This is a genomic window from uncultured Microbacterium sp., assembly GCF_937927635.1.
In the GTDB taxonomy this organism is placed as follows: Bacteria; Actinomycetota; Actinomycetes; order Actinomycetales; family Microbacteriaceae; genus Microbacterium.
In genome coordinates this window covers 37,991-52,070 of the sequence record NZ_CALBRW010000025.1, presented here as the reverse complement: position 1 = coordinate 52,070, position 14,080 = coordinate 37,991, and the positions used below count along the sequence as shown (strand labels likewise).

Annotated in this window: 12 protein-coding genes; 7 read left to right on the top strand and 5 right to left on the bottom strand. The window is 69.6% G+C overall.

Features of this window, described 5'->3' with window-relative positions; translation table 11 throughout:
* Nucleotides 1-885, bottom strand: a complete 885-nt coding sequence (locus tag Q0568_RS12400) for an acyl-CoA thioesterase II (RefSeq protein WP_298866951.1) — start codon at nt 883-885, stop codon at nt 1-3.
* Between the two features lie 74 nt (nt 886-959).
* Between Q0568_RS12400 and Q0568_RS12395 the strand changes: the two genes are divergently transcribed.
* On the top strand, nt 960-1,631 hold the full coding sequence (locus tag Q0568_RS12395; RefSeq protein WP_298866949.1) for a hypothetical protein: 672 nt from the start codon (nt 960-962) through the stop codon (nt 1,629-1,631).
* Between the two features lie 4 nt (nt 1,632-1,635).
* Here the strand turns inward: Q0568_RS12395 and Q0568_RS12390 are convergent, their stop codons facing one another.
* From Q0568_RS12390 to pepN, 4 genes are all read right to left on the bottom strand, one after another.
* On the bottom strand, nt 1,636-3,288 hold the full coding sequence (locus Q0568_RS12390; protein ID WP_298866946.1) for an FAD-binding dehydrogenase: 1,653 nt from the start codon (nt 3,286-3,288) through the stop codon (nt 1,636-1,638).
* A 31-nt stretch (nt 3,289-3,319) separates the two neighbouring features.
* Nucleotides 3,320-3,706, bottom strand: coding sequence for a globin (locus tag Q0568_RS12385; RefSeq protein ID WP_298866944.1), 387 nt, complete (start codon nt 3,704-3,706; stop codon nt 3,320-3,322).
* Complete coding sequence (locus Q0568_RS12380; RefSeq protein ID WP_298867286.1) at nt 3,703-4,683, bottom strand: mechanosensitive ion channel domain-containing protein; 981 nt, start codon at nt 4,681-4,683, stop codon at nt 3,703-3,705. Before Q0568_RS12380 ends, Q0568_RS12385 begins: the two co-directional genes overlap by 4 nt.
* Before the next feature lie 158 nt (nt 4,684-4,841).
* Nucleotides 4,842-7,412, bottom strand: a complete 2,571-nt coding sequence (gene pepN, locus Q0568_RS12375) for an aminopeptidase N (RefSeq protein ID WP_298866942.1) — start codon at nt 7,410-7,412, stop codon at nt 4,842-4,844.
* A gap of 158 nt (nt 7,413-7,570) precedes the next feature.
* Here pepN and Q0568_RS12370 point away from each other — a divergent pair, with 158 nt between their 5' ends.
* From Q0568_RS12370 to Q0568_RS12345, 6 genes are all read left to right on the top strand, one after another.
* Nucleotides 7,571-8,755 (top strand): ferrochelatase, encoded by a 1,185-nt coding sequence (locus Q0568_RS12370; RefSeq protein ID WP_298866940.1) that lies wholly within the window; start codon nt 7,571-7,573, stop codon nt 8,753-8,755.
* 54 nt (nt 8,756-8,809) lie between these two features.
* The gene (locus Q0568_RS12365) at nt 8,810-9,325 is read left to right on the top strand and encodes a ribose-5-phosphate isomerase (RefSeq protein ID WP_298866938.1); all 516 of its coding nucleotides are present in this window, start codon (nt 8,810-8,812) and stop codon (nt 9,323-9,325) included.
* Between the two features lies 1 nt (nt 9,326).
* Complete coding sequence (locus Q0568_RS12360; protein WP_298866936.1) at nt 9,327-10,337, top strand: DNA-formamidopyrimidine glycosylase family protein; 1,011 nt, start codon at nt 9,327-9,329, stop codon at nt 10,335-10,337.
* A 90-nt stretch (nt 10,338-10,427) separates the two neighbouring features.
* Entirely contained in the window at nt 10,428-11,906 is a 1,479-nt protein-coding gene (locus Q0568_RS12355) for a sodium:alanine symporter family protein (protein ID WP_298866934.1), read from the top strand.
* 53 nt (nt 11,907-11,959) lie between these two features.
* Nucleotides 11,960-12,601, top strand: coding sequence for an FMN-binding negative transcriptional regulator (locus tag Q0568_RS12350; protein WP_298866930.1), 642 nt, complete (start codon nt 11,960-11,962; stop codon nt 12,599-12,601).
* The gene (locus Q0568_RS12345) at nt 12,598-14,073 is read left to right on the top strand and encodes an amidohydrolase family protein (RefSeq protein ID WP_298866929.1); all 1,476 of its coding nucleotides are present in this window, start codon (nt 12,598-12,600) and stop codon (nt 14,071-14,073) included. Before Q0568_RS12350 ends, Q0568_RS12345 begins: the two co-directional genes overlap by 4 nt.
* The last annotated feature ends 7 nt before the right edge of the window (nt 14,074-14,080 follow it).

Sequence of the window (14,080 nt, the reverse complement as noted above, 5' to 3'; positions counted from 1 at the left end):
TCACAGCTGCGGGACGCGGATCATGATCTCCTGCGCGACGGTCGCCATCAGGGACCCGTCCTGGCTGTAGATGCGGCCCTGGGAGAGCCCTCGCCCGCCGCGGGCGTTGGGGGACTGCTGCACGTACAGCATCCACTGGTCCACTCGGCCGAACCGGTGCCACCACATGGCGTGGTCCAGGCTGGCGACCTTCAGGCCGGGCGTCTGCCAGGTGATGCCGTGCCGGCGCAGGATCGACTCCTGGATGGTCATGTCGCTGAGGTAGGCCAGCGCGGCGCGATGCAGCCGCGGGTCGTCCGGCAGCGGGGCGCGCATGCGCATCCACACGGCCTGCTGTGGAACGCGTTCGCCCGCGACCTCGAGGAACAACGGGCCCGTCACGTGCCGGATGTCCGCGGGGCGGTCCGACAGCAGACGGCCTGTGATCGGATGCACGCGACCGATGAGCTCGTCGTCGGAGGGCAGCGACTCCGGATCCGGGATGCCGTCCGGGATCGGCTCCGCATGATCCAGACCGGGATCCTCGTCCTGGAACGAGGAGATCATCGAGAAGATGGGCACGCCGCCCTGGTAGGCCTGCACTCGGCGCGTGGAGAACGAGCGGCCGTCGTGGATGCGATCCACGGCGAAGGTGATGCCCTGCGTCGCGTCCCCGGGGCGCAGGAAGTAGCCGTGCATGGAGTGCACGATGCGCTCCTCGGGAAGCGTCCGCTCTGCGGCCACCAGCGACTGCGAGAGCACCTGGCCGCCGTACACGCGGCCGGTGGGCATCGAGTGCGACACTCCCGTGAAGATGTCCTCGGTGGTGCGCGCCTCGGACGCATCGAGATCGAGGACCTTCAGCAGGTTCGCGATGGTGCGGGCGGCATCGGTCGTGGCGGTCACGGCTCCAGTCTAGGAGCACGGATCCGGCAGCCCGAGCAAGCCAGGGGCGGTTGTACGGGGATAGCGTAGAAGTCGTGACCCGACCCCTCGTCCTCGCCGATGCCGAAACCGCCCGTGATGTGCTCACGTTCTCCGGGCGTGCGGGCCAAGCCGGCGCCGACGGCGTGCGGCTGCAGGCGGCGGAGGGGGTGCTGGTGCTCACCTCCGCGGCCCTCGCGCCGCAGGGCCTGTTCGACCAGACGCCGACCATCCTGGCGATGCGCATCGTGCGCGCCGATCCCGAGCTCAGCTGCGACGTGGTCGTCGACTCCCTGACGGAGAGTCTCAGCCCGGACTCGCTGGAGCTGCCCGACACCGGCCGCGCACCGGCCTGGGCCGGTGTCGCACCGCCTCGTGGCGGCTGGCAGCAGGTCGCGGAGCTGCCTGCGACGATCCTGTCCGAGCGCGCGCAGTGGGGGATCTCCGCTGTCGCGCACGGGAGCCCCGAGGGCTCGCGTGAGGAGGCCGTGCGGGCCCTGCGTGCGCGCATCTGGGGCGAGCCTGACGAGGACCTGCTGGGCCTGCCGCGCGGAGTGGCGTTCGCCGCGCAGGCGTTCGGCTTCATCGGGGGCCCCGAGCAGGTGCGCATCACCGAGGCCGGTCGGTGGACCAGACTCGCATTCCGTCGTGGGCATGTGCTGAGCCGGGGGCCGGCGGTGCGCGGGCTCACCGCGGTGCGGGAGACCGGGCACGCATCCGCCCATTAGCGGCTCAGCGGCCGGCCGCCCGCCCGGCCTGGCGGCCCGAGAACAGGCATCCGCCGAGGAACGTGCCCTCGAGTGCGCGGTAGCCGTGCACGCCGCCACCGCCGAATCCGCTGGCCTCGCCGGCCGCGTACAGCCCCGGGATCGGCTCGCCTGCGGCATCCAGCGCTCGTCCGTCGAGATCGGTCTGGATGCCGCCCAGCGACTTGCGCGTGAGCACGTGCAGCTTCACGGCGATCATGGGCCCCGCGGCCGGATCCTGCAGGCGGTGCGGGGGAGCGGTTCGGATGAGCTTGTCGCCGCGATAGGAGCGCATCGATCGCAGCATGGCGATCTGGGCGTCCTTGGTGAAGTCGTTGCCGATCTCGCGGTCACGGGCGATGACCTCGTCGCGGGCCCGATCGGCGTCCAGCGCCTCGCCGCCCGGCATCCGCTTCATCTGAACCAGCAGTGATTCCAGATCGTTCTCGACGATGAAGTCCGCGCCCTCGTCGAGGAACGACTGCACGGGGCCGGTGGGGCCCTTCGCGAGGCGCGACTTCAGCAGCAGTCTCACGTCCTTGCCGGTGAGGTCGGGGTTCTGCTCGCTGCCGGAGAGCGCGAACTCCTTCTCCACGATCTTCAGCGAGGTGATGAACCAGGAGTGGTCGTGGCCGGTCGTGCGCAGGTGCTCGAGCGTGCCCAGCGTGTCGAATCCGGGATACAGGGGCACGGGCAGCCTCTTGCCGGTGGCGTCCAGCCACAGCGACGACGGGCCGGGCAGGATGCGGATGCCGTGGTTCGGCCAGACCGGATCCCAGCCGGCGATCCCCTCGACGTAGTGCCACATGCGGTCGCCGTTGATCAGATGCGCTCCGGCGGCCGTGGAGACGGCCTGCATGGAGCCGTCGACGTAGGCGGGGACGCCGGTGAGCATCTCCGCGGGCGGGGTGCCCAGTCGTGCCGGCCACGCCGCACGCACCAGGTCGTGGTTGCCGCCGATGCCTCCGGAGGCGACGATCACGGCATCCGCCCTGATCTCGAAGTCACCGACGACGTCACGGGACGACGGCATTCCGCGGGGGGTGATCGAGTCCGCCAGCACGTCGCCGCGAGCACCGACCACGGCGCCGCCCTCGACGAGCAGTTCGGCGACGCGGTGCCGCGGCAGGATCGTCGCACGCCCCTCGGCCTCTGCCCGCTCCACGGCCTCGGCGAACGGTGCGACGATGCCCGGGCCGGTGCCCCACGTGATGTGGAACCGCGGCACGGAGTTGCCGGGGCCGATGGCGCCGTAGCCGCCGCGCTCGGCCCAGCCCACCACGGGGAAGAAGCCCACGCCGCGCTCGCGCAGCCAGCTGCGCTTCTCGCCTGCGGCGAACTCGAGGTACGCGCTCGCCCAGCGGCGCGGCCACTCGTCCTCTTCTCGGTCGAAGCCCGCGCTGCCGAACCAGTCCTGGGTGGCCAGCTCCAGCGAGTCGCGGATGCCCATCCGGCGCTGCTCGGGGGAGTCGATGAGGAACAGTCCGCCGAACGACCACCAGGCCTGCCCGCCCAGGTTCGTGCGTGGCTCCTGGTCGATGATCGTCACGCGCCTTCCGGCGTGCAGTGCCTCTCCGGCGGCGACGAGGCCGGACAGGCCCCATCCGATCACGAGCACATCTGTCTCGGTGGCGGGCATGGCGACTCCTTCGTCGGCGAGCGGTGGGGGATCAGGGTTCGGGCGTGGGCTCGAACGTGTTCACGAGCATGTGCGCGGCGCGCTCCAGGTAGTCCCAGAACGCCGCGTCGTGCATGGGGGAGAGCTGCACCTCGTCCAGCGCGGTGCGCATGTGCATGAGCCAGCGGTCGCGGGCATCCGGGTTCACGTGGAACGCCTTGTGCCGCAGCATGAGCCGCGGGTGGCCGCGCTTCTCCATGTACGTCGTCGGGCCGCCCCAGTACTGCTCGAGGAACATGGTCAGGCGGTTCGCCGCGGGACCGAGGTCGTCCTCGGGGTACATCGGCTTGAGCACCGGGTCGAGGGCGACCTCCTGGTAGAACACGTCCACCATGCGCTTGATGGTGTCGTGCCCGCCGATCTCCTCGTAGAAGCTCACTTCGCGCCGCCTTCCTGATCGCCGGACTTCTTGCGCCGCCAGATGCCGCGCTCCGCCACCGGCGGCACGCCCGCGACCGGGTTGGGGCGGGTCTTCGGTGGGTTGGCGCCGCGCACGCGGCGTGCGCCGTCGAGGCCGGAGAGGGTGACGGATGCCAGCTTCGGAACGGCCACGTCCTTCTCCGCCAGCGCGGCGCGCAACCGCGCCCGCAGCTCCTGGGCCACGTCGTCCATGGCGTTCGCGCGCGTCTTGATGACCACGCGCACCACGAGCGCGTCGCCGTCGATGGTCTCCAGACCCCACACCTCTGGGCGCTCGATGATGCGGGTGCGCCACTTCGGATCCTTGGTGAGGCCCTGGGCGGTCTCCAGCATGGTCTGCTCGACGAGCTCCAGGTCGGCATCCGGCGCGATGCCCAGATCGATGATGGCGCGCGCCCAGCCCTGCGACATGTTGCCGATGCGGGTGACCTCGCCGTTGCGCACGTACCAGAGGGTGCCGTTGACGTCGCGCACCTGCGTGATGCGCACACTGACGTACTCGACGACGCCGGATGCCAGGCCGAGGTCCACCACGTCGCCGATGCCGATCTGGTCCTCGGCGACGAGGAACAGTCCGTTCAGCACGTCCTTGACGATGTTCTGCGCGCCGAAGCCGAGCCCGGCACCGACAGCAGCGGTGAGCAGGGTCAGGGAGCCCAGAAGCGAGGGGCTCAACTGGTTCACCGTCAGCACGATCGCCACCACCACGAGGATGACGTTGACGATGTTCTGCAGGATCGTGCCCAGCGTCCGGGTGCGCTGCACGAGCCGCATGTCCGCCAGCGGTGAGCGCTCCAGGGCCTGGGTGTCATCGACCTTCGCCTTGGTCTTCGCGCTGTCGACGATGCGCTTGACGATGCGGCGGATGACCAGGCGCAGCACGAACGCGGCCACCACGCACGAGACGATGATCACCGCGACCCAGATCGCATTCATGCCGACTTCGCCCAGCACGCCGAGCACCTTGTCCCAGGTGGTGGGTGTCGGCGGATCCGTGGGCGCGGGAGTTGCGGCGAGAAGGACGTTCATCACCTCGATGTTACCGAGAAGGCCTCTCCGCACGCTGTGCGGAGAGGCCTTCTCGGGGAACGGTCTCAGTCCTCGGCGTCGCGGGACTGCGCGGCCAGCGCACGCTCGACATCGGCGAGGTTCTCGTACACGAGGCGGCGCAGCGCGGGTGCGGCATCCTGGTGCGAGGACAGCCACGTGCGGGTCGCGTCGCGCAGCGCGACGCTGGCGAGCGAGCGCGGGTACAGGCCCACGATCAGGTAGTCCGCGATCTGGTAGGTGCGGCCCTCCCAGATCGGCACGAGCATCTCGAAGTACTTCGAGATGAAGCCCTCCAGCACCGCCACACCCGAGGGGTGCACGAAGCCGGCCGCCGCGGAGCGGACGATGGTGTTCGGCAGGTCGGCGTTGTCGATCAGCGATGACCAGGCGGTCTGCTTGGCCTCGACGGTGGGCAGCGCAGCGCGGGCCTGGGCGGCGAACTCGGCGCCCTTGGACGTGTTGTCCGCCGTGAGCGCCGCGTCGATGGCGGCAGCATCCGTGGCGCCGGCCGCGGCGAGGCCGACCAGCAGCGACCAGGACAGGTCGGCGTCGATCTCCAGACCCGGCAGGGTCTCCTCGCCCGAGCGCAGCCTGCCGACGATTCCGGCCTGCTCGTCGGTGACCAGCGTGTTGGCGAAGGCGGTCACCAGCTGCAGCTGGCTGTCGCTGCCGGCCTCGGCCTGCTGGGCGAGCGTCCACAGCCCGTCGGCGACCTTCTCGCGGGCGGCGTCGCGCTTCTCGGGCGCGACATAGCTGGATGCCGCCAGCAGCAGCTGTGCGAGCGTGGTGCGCACGGTGGTGGACTCGGTCTCGCGGCCGATGTTGCCGAGGACCAGGTCGATGTAGTCGGATGCCGCGGTCTCGGCGTCGCGGGTCTGATCCCACGCGGCGCCCCAGACCAGCGAACGGGCCAGCGGGTCGCTGATGTCGGAGAGGTGCTCGATGGCGGTGGCCAGCGACTGCTCGTCCAGGCGGATCTTCGCGTAGGCGAGGTCCTTGTCATTCAGCAGCACCATGGCGGGACGCTTCAAGCCCTGCAGCTCGGGGATCTCGGTGCGGTCGCCGTCGATGTCGACCTCGACGTAGTGCGAGCGCACCAGCGCGCCGCCCTCGAGGTCGTAGAAGCCGATGCCCAGGCGATGCGGCCTGATGGTGGGGTAGTCGGCCGGCGCGGTCTGCGTCACCGCGAAGCGGGTGATGACGCCCGACGCGTCCTCGACGATGACCGGCGCCAGCGTGTTCACGCCTGCGGTCTCCAACCACTTCTTCGCCCAGCTGCTGAGCTCGCGGCCGCTGGTGGCCTCCAGCTCGGCCAGCAGGTCGGACAGCTCGGTGTTGCCCCAGGAGTGCTTCTGGAAGTACTGGCCCACACCGGCGAAGAACGCGTCGATTCCGACCCACGCGGCCAGCTGCTTGAGCACCGATCCGCCCTTGGCATAGGTGATGCCGTCGAAGTTGACCAGCACGTCCTGCAGGTCGTTGATCTCCGCGACGATGGGGTGCGTGGAGGGGAGCTGATCCTGGCGGTACGCCCAGGTCTTCTCCATGGCGTTGAACGTGGTCCAGGCCTCGGTCCACTCGGTGGCCTCGGCGGTGGCGATGGTGGACGCCCACTCGGCGAACGACTCGTTCAGCCACAGGTCGTTCCACCACTTCATGGTGACCAGGTCGCCGAACCACATGTGCGCGAGCTCGTGCAGGATCGTGACGACGCGACGCTCCTTGACGGCATCCGTCACCTTGCTGCGGAAGACGTACGTCTCGGTGAAGGTGACCGCGCCCGCGTTCTCCATGGCGCCGGCGTTGAACTCCGGCACGAACAGCTGGTCGTACTTCGCGAACGGGTAGGGCACCCCGAACTTCGACTCGTAGTACGCGAAGCCCTGGCGGGTCTTCTCGAAGATGTAGTCGGCGTCCAGGTGCTGCCACAGGCTCTTGCGGCCGTACACCCCCAGCGGGATCACACGGCCGGAGGCGCTGGTGAGCTCCGAGAAGGTGGACTCGTACGGGCCGGCGATGAGCGCGGTGATGTACGACGAGATGCGCGGGGTGGCCTCGAAGCCCCAGGTCGCGGTCTGCTGCGCGCCCGAGTCGGTGGACGCGTCGTGCACGATCGGCTCGGGCGTGGGGGAGTTCGAGACGACCTTCCATGCGGCGGGCGCGGTGACCGTGAACTGGAAGGTGGCCTTCAGGTCGGGCTGCTCGAACACGGCGAACATGCGCCGCGAGTCGGGCACCTCGAACTGGGAGTACAGGTACACCTCGCCGTCGACCGGGTCGACGAAGCGGTGCAGACCCTCTCCGGTGTTGGTGTACAGGCAGTCGGCGTCCACGATGAGCACGTTCTCGGCCTGCAGGCCGGTCAGCGCGATCCGCGAGTCCGCGAACACCTCGTCGGGGTCGATCTGCTCGCCATTGAGCGAGATCTCGCGCACGCTGCGGGCGATGAGATCGATGAAGGTGGAGCTGTCGGGCGTGGCGGTGAAGCGCACGACGCTGCGTGAACCGAACACCTCCGCGCCCTTGGTCAGATCGAGTGAGACCTGATACGACTGCGTGTCGATGACGGCACGGCGCTCCTGCGCTTCGCTACGAGTGAGGTTTTCTCCAGGCACAGCTTGTTTCTCCCAGTGGTGAGGGGATGTCGTCCTGCGGACGGCGCGTCTGGCGTCGTCGGCAACCATGACAGCCTACGCCAGACGCACGATTGCGCGAGGGGTCCCGCACCAGCGTCTCCGTGCTGGCTCATAGCCTGCGATGACAGGATGGAGTCGTGACAAGCAACGCACCGGATGCCGTCCTGCACGCCTCTCCCGCAGCATCCGGGGGTGATCCGTTCATCGAGCAGCCCGTCGCGTACGACGCGATCCTGCTCGCCGGATTCGGCGGGCCCGAGGGCCAGGACGAGGTCATCCCCTTCCTGCGCAACGTCACCCGCGGTCGTGGCATCCCCGATGAGCGGCTCGAGCTGGTCGCACACCACTACCGCGCGTTCGGGGGAGTGAGTCCCATCAACGGGCAGAACCGTGCGCTGAAGGCGGCGCTCGAGGCCGAGCTCGCCGCGCGCTCCATCGACCTGCCGGTGTACTGGGGCAACCGCAACTGGGCGCCCTACCTCGAGGACGCCGTCGCCGAGGCCGCCGCCAACGACGACACGACGCTGCTGGCGTTCGCCACCAGCGCCTACAGCTCCTTCTCCAGCTGCCGGCAGTACCGCGAGGACTTCTCCCGGGTGCTGGACGGCACGCCGTACGACGGCGTCGTGACCATCGACAAGATCCGCCCGTTCTACGACCACCCCGGCTTCGTGCAGGCGTTCATCGACGGCGTGCACGACGCCGTCGCGGGCTTCCTGGCCGATGGCGTGCAGGCGGAGTCCATCCAGGTGCTCTTCTCCACTCACTCGATTCCCGAGGCGGATGCTCTGCGCTCGGGCTCGCGCGATGTGGAGTGGGGCCCAGGCGGCGCGTACGCCGCGCAGCACGAGGCCGTCGCGGCATGGGTGATGGACCGCGTCGCGCAGCTGGAGCCCGCAGCGGCGTCCGTGCCGTGGGAGCTCGTCTTCCAGTCGCGCTCGGGCCCGGCATCTCAGCCGTGGCTGGAGCCGGACGTGTGCGACGTCATCGGCGAGCTGCCCTCCCGTGGCAGCCAGGCCGTGATCGTCGTGCCCGTCGGGTTCATGAGCGACCACATGGAGGTGCTCTGGGACCTGGACACCGAGGCGAAGGAGGCCGCGGAGCAGAACGGCCTGCGGTTCGTCCGCACGCCCACGCCCGGGGTGTCGCCCGCGTTCGTCGCGGGCATCGTCGACCTCATCCAGGAGCGTCTGGAGGGCCGGCCGAACGCGGACCGCACCCGGGTCGCCTCGGTCGGCGGATCCTTCGACGTGTGCCGTCCCGGATGCTGCGAGAACGTGCGCGCCGGGTTCAAGCGCGCCGCCGCCGGCGTCGCGCCCTGACCCGCTGAGTCGCTGAGCCCGTCGAACCGTCGTCGCCTGAATAAGATGGCCGGTATGCGCATCCACATCGCCACCGATCACGCCGGTCTCGACTTCTCCACCCGCCTGCAGGACCACCTGCGCGGCGCAGGGCACGAGGTGATCGACCACGGGCCGGTGGAGTACGACGCGCTGGACGACTACCCGGCGTTCTGCATCCGCGCCGCGCAGGGCGTGGTCGCCGATCAGCGCGCCGGCGTCGAGGCGCTCGGGATCGTCTTCGGCGGTTCGGGCAACGGCGAGCAGATCGCGGCGAACAAGGTCGCGGGCATCCGCGCGGCCCTGGTGTGGAACACGTCGACGGCCGAGCTCGCTCGTCAGCACAACGACGCCAACGTCATCTCGATCGGCGCGCGCCAGCATCCGTTCGAGGAGGTCGTGTCGCTCATCGACACGTTCATCGCCACACCGTTCTCGGACGAGGAGCGCCACGTGCGCCGGATCGGCCAGATCGCGGACTTCGAACGCGACGGCTCGCTGCTCCCGGACCCGCGGCAGGACGGTGTCGGCTCCGCCGACGGGCGCGCCTGACATGCCCGAGGGCCACTCCGTCCATCGCATCGCCCGGCAGTTCGATCGCAACTTCGTCGGACGCGCCGTGCACGCCTCCAGCCCGCAGGGCCGCTTCGCCGAGGGCGCATCAGTGCTGGAGGGCCGCGAGATGCTGCGGGCCATGGCGGTCGGCAAGCAGATGTTCCTGGAGTTCGAGGGCGACACGTGGCTGCGCGTGCACCTGGGGCTGTACGGCGCGTGGGACTTCGCCGGGGAGATCCTGGTCGACCCCACCATCGCCTCCGCCAACGGCCGGATGGGCCAGACCAACCAGCGCGGCACAGACCTGGATGCCGTGCCGGGGGAGGAGATCCTGGATGCCGCAGGCGAGAACTCGCTGACCTCCATCGGCGCCCCGCGCAGAGCGCGCGTGCACGTGCGCATGTCGGAGCAGACCAAGGGCCTCGCCGACGAGGGTGAGGAGTGGCCGCCCCCGGTCGTCGGACAGGTGCGCCTGCGGCTGCTGACGGACTCCACCTGCGCAGACCTGCGCGGTCCCACGGCGTGCGCGCTGCAGACGCCCGACGAGATGCTGGCCACCGTGGCGAAGCTCGGGCCCGATCCGCTGGTGGGCGATGTCGCCGAGGGCGAGGAGCGGTTCGTGCGCATCGTGCGCCGCAAGCCCACCGCCATCGCGCTGCTGCTGATGGATCAGGCCGTCGTCAGCGGCATCGGCAACGTGTACCGCGCCGAGATGCTGTTCCGAGCCCGCCTGAACCCGCACACGCCGGGCCGTGACGTGCCCGAGGATGTGGTGCGCGCGCTGTGGCGCGATTGGGTGACACTGCTGGACATCGGAGTCCAGACCGGGCAGATGATGACCATGGACGGGCTGAACGCCGAGCAGTACCGTGCGGCCATGGCGAGCCGCGACGACCGGCACTGGGTGTACCACCGCGCCGGCCTGCCATGCCGGGTGTGCGGCACCGAGATCGCGCTCGAGGAGCTGGGCTCGCGCAAGCTGTACTGGTGCCCGTTCTGCCAGCGATGAACGGCTGACACGCCGGGATCTTGGATTCTGTGAGCGCGCTGTGAATAGGATGGGCGAATCCGTCTGCAACGACGCGCGACAGGAGAAATCATGGATCTATCCGGCCTGCAGGCCGTTCTGGAGAACATCAGCTCGTGGATCTGGGGGCCGTGGGTCCTCATCCCGCTGCTGCTGGGAACCGGTCTCTACCTCACCATCCGGCTCGGCGGCATCCAGTTCCTCCGGCTCGGCGCCGCACTCCGGCTGGGACTGTTCACCCGCCGGGATCCCGGCTCCGACGGCGACATCTCGCAGTTCCAGGCGCTGACCACCGCGCTGGCCGCGACGGTCGGCACCGGCAACATCGTCGGCGTGGCAACGGCCATCGGCATCGGCGGACCCGGTGCGCTGTTCTGGATGTGGGTCACGGGTCTGCTGGGCATGGCATCCAAGTACTCCGAGGCGTTCCTGGGCGTGCGGTTCCGCACCACGGATGCCGCCGGTGAGAAATCCGGTGGTCCGCAGTACTACCTGGAGCGGGGCATCAAGAACCGTTTCGGCAAGTTCCTGGCCATCTTCTTCGCGATCTCCGCCGTCATCGCCTGCTTCGGCATCGGCAACATGACGCAGGGCAACTCGATCTCCGCCAACCTGGAGAACAGCTTCAACATCCCCACCTGGGTCACCGGCATCGCGCTGACGATCTTCGCGCTGCTGGTGCTGGTCGGCGGCATCAAGTCGATCGGCCGCGTGACCGCCGGGCTCGTGCCCGTGATGATCATCTTCTACGTGCTGGGCGCGATCTACATCCTCATCGCGAACATCGCCGGCGTCCCGGCCGCGTTCGCGCAGATCTTCACGGAGGCGTTCACCGGCACCAGCGCCGTCGGCGGTTTCGCCGGTTCGCTGATCATCGTGGCCGTGCAGATGGGTGTCGCCCGCGGCATCTTCTCCAACGAGTCCGGCATGGGGTCGGCTGCCATCGCCGCAGCGGCCGCGAAGACCAGCCACCCCGTGCGTCAGGGCCTGGTGTCGATGACGCAGACCTTCATCGACACGATCATCGTCGTCACCTGCACGGGCCTGGTGATCATCACCACCGGCACATGGAACAAGGTCGATCCGGAGACCGGCGAGCAGATCAGCGCCGCACTGATGACCGGCGAGGCGTTCTCGCACGGCCTGCCTGGTGAGTGGGGGCACTACATCGTCACCATCGGCCTGGTGCTGTTCGCCGGGTCCACGATTCTGGGCTGGTCGTACTACGGTGAGCGCAGTCTGGAGCGGCTGGTCGGCATCAAGGCGATCATGCCGTACCGCATCATCTTCTCGCTGGTGGTGTTCGTCGGCTGCACCACGCAGCTGGGCGTCGTGTGGGCGTTCTCCGACGTGATGAATGGACTCATGGCGCTGCCGAACCTCATCGGCCTGCTGGTGCTCTCGGGCCTGGTCGCACGAGAGACGAAGAAGTACCTCGACAACGACCCCAAGCTCACCTCGACCACCGACGAGGTCAATGCGTTCATGGCCGGGGACAAGGGCTTCGAGGACTGGAAGACGCAGGCCATTCCCGTCGTCGGTCTGAAGTAGGCCTGGATGCGCCGGGGGCCGGCCTCCGGCTGCCGCCGCAATACGATGAATCCATGCGCCAGAACCCCAGTTTCGCCATGACCGATCTCGCCGAGCTGCGCAGGGTGATCGCGCAGAACCCGTGGGCGACGCTGATCGCGACCGGCGATGACGGCTTGGTGGCGTCGCACTACCCGGTGCTGCTGGATCCCGACCGCGACGATCTCACCGTCGTGGGGCACGTCGGCAAGCCCGACGACGCGGTGCTGCACCTGGGCGAGCGCGAGCTGCTGATGATCTTCCAGGGGCCCAACGGGTACATCTCGCCCAGCTGGTACGGCGATGTGCGCGCAGTGCCCACCTGGAACTACACCGCCGTGCACCTCGCCGGCGTGCCGGAGATCGTCGACACGCAGGCCAACCTGACGATCCTCGACGACCTGGTCACGCACTTCGAGCGGCAGCTGCCGCAGCCGCGGATGATGTGGCAGGCGCCCAACACCGAGGAGTTCGTCCGAGCGCTGGAGATGGGCACGGTGGGCTTCCGGATGACGCCGACGCGGGTCTCCGCCAAGCGCAAGCTCAGCCAGAACAAGCCCGACTCGATCGTGGAGAGCGTGATCGCCGAGCTGGACGGCGACGGCGAGTACGCGCACCCCGCGCTGGCAGCGGAGATGCGGCGAGCGCACGAGACGCGTCTGGCGCACCGCGGATGACGTCCGACCTGCTGCTGCGGGCGGTGCGCGTCGCCGGTCCCGGCCGTGAGCTGCTGCCGACGGACGAGCCGGTGGACGTGCTCATCCGCGGCGGACTGATCGCCGACATCGCCCCCACCGGCAACCTGCGGGTGCCCGTCGAGGTCGTCGACGGCGACGGATGCCGGCTCGTGCCGGGGCTGTGGGACCACCACGTGCACACCGTGCAGTGGGCGCTGGACGTCCAGCGCGTGCAGCTCGGCGGCGCGGGCAGTGCCGCCGAGGCAGTGCGGATGCTGGCGGATGCCGTGCCCCTGCCGGATGGCCGCCTCGTCGGCGCGGGCTTCCGCGACGCGTTCTGGGCGGACCGGCCGACGCGCGCGCTGCTGGACGCGGCCACCGGTGAGGTGCCCACGTACCTGATCAACGCCGACGTGCACAGCACTTGGCTCAACTCCGCAGCGCTGCGCCGCGAAGGCTTCGACGGGGTGGACGACGACGGCGTGCTGCGCGAGGGGGACGCCTTCGAGATCTCCCGTCGGCTGAACGCCACCGACGACGCGACGGTCGACGCGGCCATCCGCTCCGCCGGTGCCCGTGCGGCCGCGCGCGGCATCACCGGACTCGTCGACTTCGACATGGCCTGGAACGCGCAGTCGTGGCGACGGCGGACGGATGCCGGCTTCGACAGCCACCGCGTGGAGTTCGCGTTCTACCCCGATCAGCTCGACCGCGCCATCGCCGAGGGGCTGCGCAGTGGCGACGAACTGCCCGGCACCGGGGGACTGGTGCACGTCGGACCGCTCAAGCTCATCAGCGACGGGTCGCTCGGCACCCGCACCGCCGCGTGCTCTCAGCCCTACCCGGATGGCACGGACGGCGTGCTCACCATCGCGCCCGACGAGCTTCGCGAACTGCTGACGCGGGCGACGGGCTCCGGTATCGACGTGGCCGTGCACGCCATCGGCGATCGGGCCGTGTCCTCCGCCCTGGACGCCTTCACGTACACGCAGGCGCGCGGCACCATCGAGCACGCGCAGCTGGTGCGGCACGCCGACCTGGCCCGCTTCGCGCGGCTGGGGATAGCCGCCAGCGTGCAGCCGCGGCACGCCGTGGACGACCGCGACCTGGTCGACGACCTGTGGCGGAACCAGCAGGCCATCGCCTACCCGCTGGAGTCACTGCTGGCATCCGGCGTTCCCGTGCGCTTCGGATCCGATGCGCCGGTGGCGCCGCTGGATCCGTGGATCACCATCTCGGCAGCGGTGTTCCGCACCGGCGACGACCGCGAGCCGTGGCGCCCTGAGGAGCGCGTGGCGATGGATGCCGCGCTGCGCGCCAGCAGCAGGCACGGTGACGGGGTGATCGCCCCCGGCGCCCCGGCCGACCTCGTGCTGTGCGGTGTCGACCCGCACTCCGCCGACCGTCATACCCTGGAGCGGATGCCCGTGGCGATGACGATCCTGGGCGGACGGATCACGCACCGCGCGTGACCGCCGT